The organism is Streptomyces sp. NPDC026589 (assembly GCF_040638385.1).
GTDB lineage: Bacteria > Actinomycetota > Actinomycetes > Streptomycetales > Streptomycetaceae > Streptomyces.
Window position 1 is genome coordinate 1 of record NZ_JBEZYG010000060.1, and the last position, 6,085, is coordinate 6,085.

Here is a 6,085-nt window from a genome sequence, read left to right on the forward strand (position 1 = left end):
CGCGGGAGGTCAGGCAGTCGTAGAAGTCGGTCCGGAACCGCGACAACACGGTCAGGGACTCGACGCGAACAGCGTCGTGCAGCAGACTCACCCTCACGGCCTTGGCATGATCAACAGCGTCTCGACAACGCACATGATCACACCAAGGCCGTACCGTTGTCTCATCGCCCACTAATGGCCAACCGGCCCTTCAGCAGGGGACGTTAAAAAGCAAGCTGAGCGCCGACGCGAGGAACCTCTGGGGTCCGCTGACCGAAGGCCTGAACATCCCGCGAGACCTCGACCTCGGTGACCGGGCCCGTGCCCTGGACCAGCTCCGGGTCACCCCCGGCGCTCACCGCCTTCTGGTGAGCCGGGTCAACGAGACCCTCCCCCAGCAGGAGGCCGGGTTCCTGGTGAGCTCCCGTCAGTGGCCCGTCCTCGCTCACCGGATGCACCGCATGGCCCAGGAAGGCGTGCCCTTCGCCGCGCACCTCGCCCGGATCGCACCCGACACCGCCCCCTGGCGCACCGGCCCGCCCTCCGGCATCGCCTCCCGCCTTCTCCTGGCCACCCACCACGCCCTCACCACACCACTGGACCAGCCCCTGCCCGCCGGCCCCCGCGTGTCCACCACCGCAGCCCGCTCCCGCTCCACCACCGCGGTCCCGGACACCGCGCCGCCGAAGCAGACCGCCCCCGCCGAACCCGCCACACCCGCACACCGCCGGCAGACCTCCGCCCCCGCGCCCCGGCAAGGGCGCGGCCGGTGAACCCGCCGGGCCCCGGAAGGCACCTCCGGGGCCCGGCTCGTGGGTCAGGACCCGGCGGGTATCCCCGAACTCTCGCTGAGGGACACAGATCCGGTAGCTTTCACGAAGGGCCGGACGAGCGCGGGCATGGGGCGGCGATGACAGATTTCAGCAGCACGGGATGGATCGCCCTCTTCTCGAACCGCCAGACGAGTGTCGAGGGATGGGACCTGGTATCCCGCACCGCTCTCGTCGTCGATGCCGAGGAGGGATGCCTGAAGCCGGTCACGGACTACCCGGACTTCCAGCATCTGGTCTACGCGCACAAGGTGGTCGGGGCGGTACCGGCCGCTCCTGGACACCGGGCCCACTGGGACGACTTCGAAAGCGGTGCCCCCCATACCGAGGCGGTCGTCGGCTGGCTGGTGACCGAACGGGCCGGAGCCCTTCCCTTCACGGCGGACGGCACCACCGCCGAGGACGCCGACCTCATCCTGGCCCCGGGCGAGGAAGCCCCCCTCCGGCCCTGAACGGCGCACCCCGACAGGCTCCGCCTCCGGCAGAGCGCAGCCTGGGCCGGGATGTCCCTGCCGCAGCTGCTGGAGGGCCGCGACAGAGGACGCGGACCGACGCGCGCCAGCCTAAACCCGCAACAGCTCCGGCCCACGCCGGGCAAGCCCGGTGCCGCAGCCGACCCGTATCAGGGCGCCCGGATGGACATGGAGAGCGACGAGATCCTGGACGCAACGGCCGACACCGTGATCGTGAGCGGGCGGCTGGCCCCACGGAGGCCCGCACTGCGGCAACGTCCAACGTCCCACCTGGCTCTGTCGATGACAGGAAGCAGCGCTTCTCGGGCGGTTCGGGTGGCGCTGCCCGCGTCGGATATCGGGGGGCCTCGTCACTTTGGGTGTCGCTGGGGCAGTCCCGGGTGGTCGCGGGTCCACGGGGCCGGAGGGGGAGGGGGGTACTCGCCTCGGTTCGACCTGCGCCTGGGGCGGCTGAGGAGGAGGTGGAGGACCTGGCGGGCGTCGGCACGCCGGGCGGGGTCGTGGGCCAGGACCGCGACGGCGGTGGCCAGGAGTGGGCCGAGTACGCCCAGTGCGAGGCCGACGAGCGGCACAATGAGCATCATCACGGGGGTGCCTTCCGGTGACAGGGGTCGGGCTGACGCCACTCATTGATGCAGTCCTGGCGTGTTCGGTGGGGCGGGCCGAAGGACGGCGAAGGACGCCGAACGGGACCGAACAGCGACAGGAGCAGGAGATGGCGATGGACCCGGTCAAGGAGTTCGCCGCCTGGCTGCGCAACCTGCACCTGAAAGAGGGCAAGCCCAGTTACGCCGAGATCGTGCGCCGGATCCAGAGGACCGATCCGACCGCGGGCGTGGTCGGCAGCACGATCTCCGAGATCTTCAACGGCAAACGCCTCCCGCGCTGGACGACAGTGGAGCCGATCGCCCGCGCCCTGGGCGGCCCGCCCGCAGTCGAGGAATGCCTACGCCGCTGGCAACAAGCCAACGCCCGCACCACGCCGACCGACACCGCCCCCATCCCCGCTCCCGGCCCGAAAGCCCATGACACCGTCACCAAGCCAACGACAGACCAGCCCTCCACTCCACGGGGCACCGGTGGGGCCGATCCGGATGAAGGAGGGCCCGGAGACGATGCGCCGGGCCCTGTTCCGCGACGGAGGCCGCCTTGGGCGTGGGTGGTGAGTACGGTCACCGCACTGGGCGTCGCCGCGGCGGTCTGGGCAGCCGCGACCCTGATCGACGACCGGAACCGGACACCCACCGAAGGCCCGACGGCCGGGGCTCCCACCGCACCGGACACCCGCCCCACCGGCAGAACACCCGCGACGGAAACGGACCCCCCGGAAGCCGCCGCTTCTTCGTCCGCGGATCCCACAGGCCCGCCGCCCTCACTGCCCCCGCCAACTGTGCCGCCGGCGTCGGCTCCGCCTTCGACACCCGCCGGCACGCTGCCAGCACCCGTACGCGTGCGTTGGCAGGGGACGCTGACGCTCGACGACGGCAGTAATACCGGCACTCCCACCACCGGCTGGTCCCTGGACCCCGTCCCGCCCCGGCGCGCCCCCATGGGCGACATCGGCCTGTCCTGCCACCTCTCGTGCGAACCCGGGCGCTACACCGGCCAGACCGTTGTGGCCTTCAGGGGCCCCGGGGCACCGCGACGCCAGGACTGCGTCGGCCTCCTGAACACGAACCCCGGATCCCGCAGCGCGGACGTTCCCGACGGCACCACCGCCTGCTTCGGAACCCAGGCAGGACGCGTCGGGTACTTCACCCCCCAAGCCGCCGGCGGCGGACAGATACGGCTCGCCGCAACCGTGTGGGAACTGCCGCCCGCCTGAAGCACCGCCGCCCCTCCCCCGGCCGCTACACCAGCATCGGACGCGTCATCCCCCAGTCCGCACGCCGAGCAGCCCGCACCCAGCGAACCCGCCACACCCGCACACCGCCGGAACACCGCCCCCGCACCCCGGCAGGGACGCGGACGATAACCCCCGGCCCCGGCCCCGCCCGGGCCCAACGGCCGCACTCACGAAGGCTGTTGCGACATGACGCCCCCGGTCCGGGAGACGATGCGGGTGTGATCAACCGCGAGATCTCCTCACGCCTGGCAGCCGGACACGGCCGCCGTGTCACCCAGCTCGCCGAAGCAGCCGCCCGCTGGGGCGGACACGTACCCGAAGACCCCGGCATCACCGAACTCGCCGACCTCCTCGAAACCGCCGCCACCAACGCCCCCGACCACCCCGGCACCCCCGGACACACCACAAGGACCCTCCTGGCCGGTGCCGTCGAGAACCTGAGGGCCGCCGCCCGGCTCGGCGGACTCCTCCCCGCCGTCACCCTCTTGCACCTCCAACGCGCCATAGACCAGGAAAACACCGCCCACCAACAGACCGTCCCCGCACAACGACAGGAACACGACCGGTAGACCCCGGCCGTTCGGGATCCCACCCGCACGCCAGTACGATGCACTTCCGCGCCCAATTCGGCTACCGGTCCCGGCGGCACCACCGAGAAATGCGCCTGCGCCTCCTCACCCTCCACCTCCCCCCGGAGTACGCAACGAGGCTGTTCGACGCTCAGGCCGGGACCAACGGCGAGAACCCCAACGAGGTCCTGGCCGAAGCCGCCCAGACTCTCTACTTCCAGACCGACAGCCAGACCGGCGGCGCCCGCGCCCAGGACCTCGAAATCACCAACATCGACTACATCGCCGCCCGCTACTGACCTACCACCAACCACGAAACGAAGGAGGGCGGGTCCCCGGCAGTTGCGATGCCGGGGACCCGCCCTTCGTTCGCACATCACGAACAGCTAGCCGGGACTGCGTGAGGAATTCAGGTCTGGCCCTCCCCATAGAAGCAATCCTTCTTGGAAGAACCTTTCACCTTGCATACCTTGATCCCGACCGTTACTTCTTCCTTAAGGTTCCCCCCTTTCCACGATGTGCAATATTTCGCACGGTGGCCTTCAGTGCTGGCTGTGCGAACGACCTTACCCTTGTAATACAGCCACGCCTTGACACCCCATCCATCGGACCTGATATCGCAGGCCCTGAGGGAATCACCGGGAGCCAAACGGACAGGGTCCGCCATGAACGTGCCCCACCCGTCCGCCGAGCACCAATTGCAAAGCTTCGTGGACACCACCTTGCTGGCACTGGCCTGCACGGGCGACGCGGTCATAGCCACCACTCCGACCGCAGCCCCCGTACCCACCAATACACGCGTGAATTTCCGCAAGATCGCCTCCTGTCTCGTAGAACTTGCCTCCGACCATCACAGAGACATGCAGAAACCGTCAACAGAAATCTACCGACAACCAGCCGATTCCAGCCAATGGGCAATCTGAAACCAGTAACCCCATTCACTGGCGCTCCAGAAACTCCCCACGTGCAAATGCTGTACTTCCAGACCAACAACCAGACCGGCGGCGCACGCGCCCAGGACCTCGAAGTCGAGATCACCAACATCGACTACACAGCCGCCCGCTACTAGTCGGCAGCACACCAAAAAAAGGGGGCTGGTTCCCGGCATCGCAACTGCCGGGAACCAGCCCCTTTCACGCAACCATCCACCCGCCCCCACCACAAGCACCACCCTCCTCCCGGTCCGTGATCACACCCGACCGGGCACCTGATGCAGGCTCACCCCGCCCCGGGCAGAACCGCCCGAGCCGGGGGCGCGAGTTGACTAGGCTCCCCGTACCCCGTGCCGACATGGAGCGTGCGGGACAGGCCCCGGCCCCCGCCCCGGCGGGAGCAAGCGTACGACCGGGACCGTGCGGCCCCGGTGCTGCCGGCAGAGATGTTGGCACCGGGACTGTTCAGTCGTTCCGTGCCGATCCCAGACACAACAACGCCTCGCTCCGGCATGGGAACTGCCGGAGCGAGGCGCCCCGCACGCTAACGAACCGCTACGTAACCTCTACTCCGTGAAGATGGGCGACGCAGTGCAGGGATCTCCACCATAATCTTTCCAGCACAACTGCATCTGGTAGCGCCCATTCCTTTCGATCGAGTACTTGACATAGCCGCAGTCGGCGTCCCCGCCATCCTTCACGAAGGCCACGGGTTGCATTCCATGGGTGGGAGTGAGATGGGTGAGAACGCCATAGACGCCATGCCCATCTGCATTCATATCGCAGACCCTGATTCTGTCCGGATCCGAGTCGAGATGGGTCATAGAACCCCTCCCGCTCAAAAAAATCGTCAGGTCGGCCGCGTGGGCGGATCCAGCTGCACCGACAATCAATGCCAACGAAGCGCCGCAGGCAGCAATAGTTCTTGGTATCCAACGCCGAACCAAGAGATTCTCCTCTCATCGACCAAACAGCCGAGTTCCTGTCCCTTCCAGTACACAGACAACTTTTCATGCCTGCCCACGGAATGGATTTACCTTGACCCTGGCAGAGACGCGCAGAAACCGTCAACAGGGATCTACCGACAACCAGCCGATTCCAGCCAATGGGCAATCTGAAACCAGTAACCCCATTCACTGACACTCCAGAAACTCCCCACACGCGAATGCTGTACTTCCAGACCAAAAGTCAGACCGGCGGCGCACGCGCCCAGGACCTCGAAGCCGAGATCACCAACATCGACTACACAGCCGCCCGCTACTAGCCGGCAGCACACCAAAAAAAAGGGGCTGGTTCCCGGCATCGCAACTGCCGGGAACCAGCCCTCCTTCCCAGGAGTCTGCCACCGCTCGTGATCACACCAGGGCTTGATCAAGTTCCATGGGTGTCGGGGTTGTTGGTGATGCCCAGGAGTGGGAGGGCTCGTTCGGGTTGGTCGCGGATTGCCCGGGTGGTC

8 protein-coding genes are annotated in these 6,085 nt (G+C 67.7%); 7 read left to right on the top strand and 1 reads right to left on the bottom strand.

What is annotated here, in order from left to right; translation table 11 throughout:
• The first annotated feature begins 347 nt into the window (after nt 1–347).
• The 7 genes from AB0F29_RS41365 (at nt 348) to AB0F29_RS41395 (ending at nt 4,620) form a co-directional block, all read left to right on the top strand.
• Complete coding sequence (locus AB0F29_RS41365) at nt 348–752, top strand: hypothetical protein (protein ID WP_361884146.1); 405 nt, start codon at nt 348–350, stop codon at nt 750–752.
• A gap of 137 nt (nt 753–889) precedes the next feature.
• Nucleotides 890–1,261, top strand: coding sequence for a hypothetical protein (locus AB0F29_RS41370; protein WP_361884148.1), 372 nt, complete (start codon nt 890–892; stop codon nt 1,259–1,261).
• Nucleotides 1,262–1,743: 482 nt separating this feature from the next.
• A complete protein-coding gene (locus AB0F29_RS41375) occupies nt 1,744–1,887 on the top strand; it encodes a hypothetical protein (RefSeq protein ID WP_361884150.1) in 144 nt (47 codons plus the stop codon).
• 110 nt (nt 1,888–1,997) lie between these two features.
• Nucleotides 1,998–3,107 (top strand): helix-turn-helix transcriptional regulator, encoded by a 1,110-nt coding sequence (locus tag AB0F29_RS41380; protein WP_361884152.1) that lies wholly within the window; start codon nt 1,998–2,000, stop codon nt 3,105–3,107.
• A gap of 239 nt (nt 3,108–3,346) precedes the next feature.
• Nucleotides 3,347–3,697: a hypothetical protein gene (locus AB0F29_RS41385; RefSeq protein ID WP_361884154.1), complete on the top strand. Its 351-nt coding sequence runs from the start codon at nt 3,347–3,349 to the stop codon at nt 3,695–3,697.
• Nucleotides 3,698–3,786: 89 nt separating this feature from the next.
• Nucleotides 3,787–3,996: a hypothetical protein gene (locus AB0F29_RS41390; protein WP_361884156.1), complete on the top strand. Its 210-nt coding sequence runs from the start codon at nt 3,787–3,789 to the stop codon at nt 3,994–3,996.
• A gap of 366 nt (nt 3,997–4,362) precedes the next feature.
• On the top strand, nt 4,363–4,620 hold the full coding sequence (locus AB0F29_RS41395; protein WP_361884158.1) for a hypothetical protein: 258 nt from the start codon (nt 4,363–4,365) through the stop codon (nt 4,618–4,620).
• A 575-nt stretch (nt 4,621–5,195) separates the two neighbouring features.
• Here the strand turns inward: AB0F29_RS41395 and AB0F29_RS41400 are convergent.
• Entirely contained in the window at nt 5,196–5,453 is a 258-nt protein-coding gene (locus AB0F29_RS41400; protein ID WP_361884160.1) for a hypothetical protein, read from the bottom strand.
• Nucleotides 5,454–6,085: the final 632 nt, after the last annotated feature.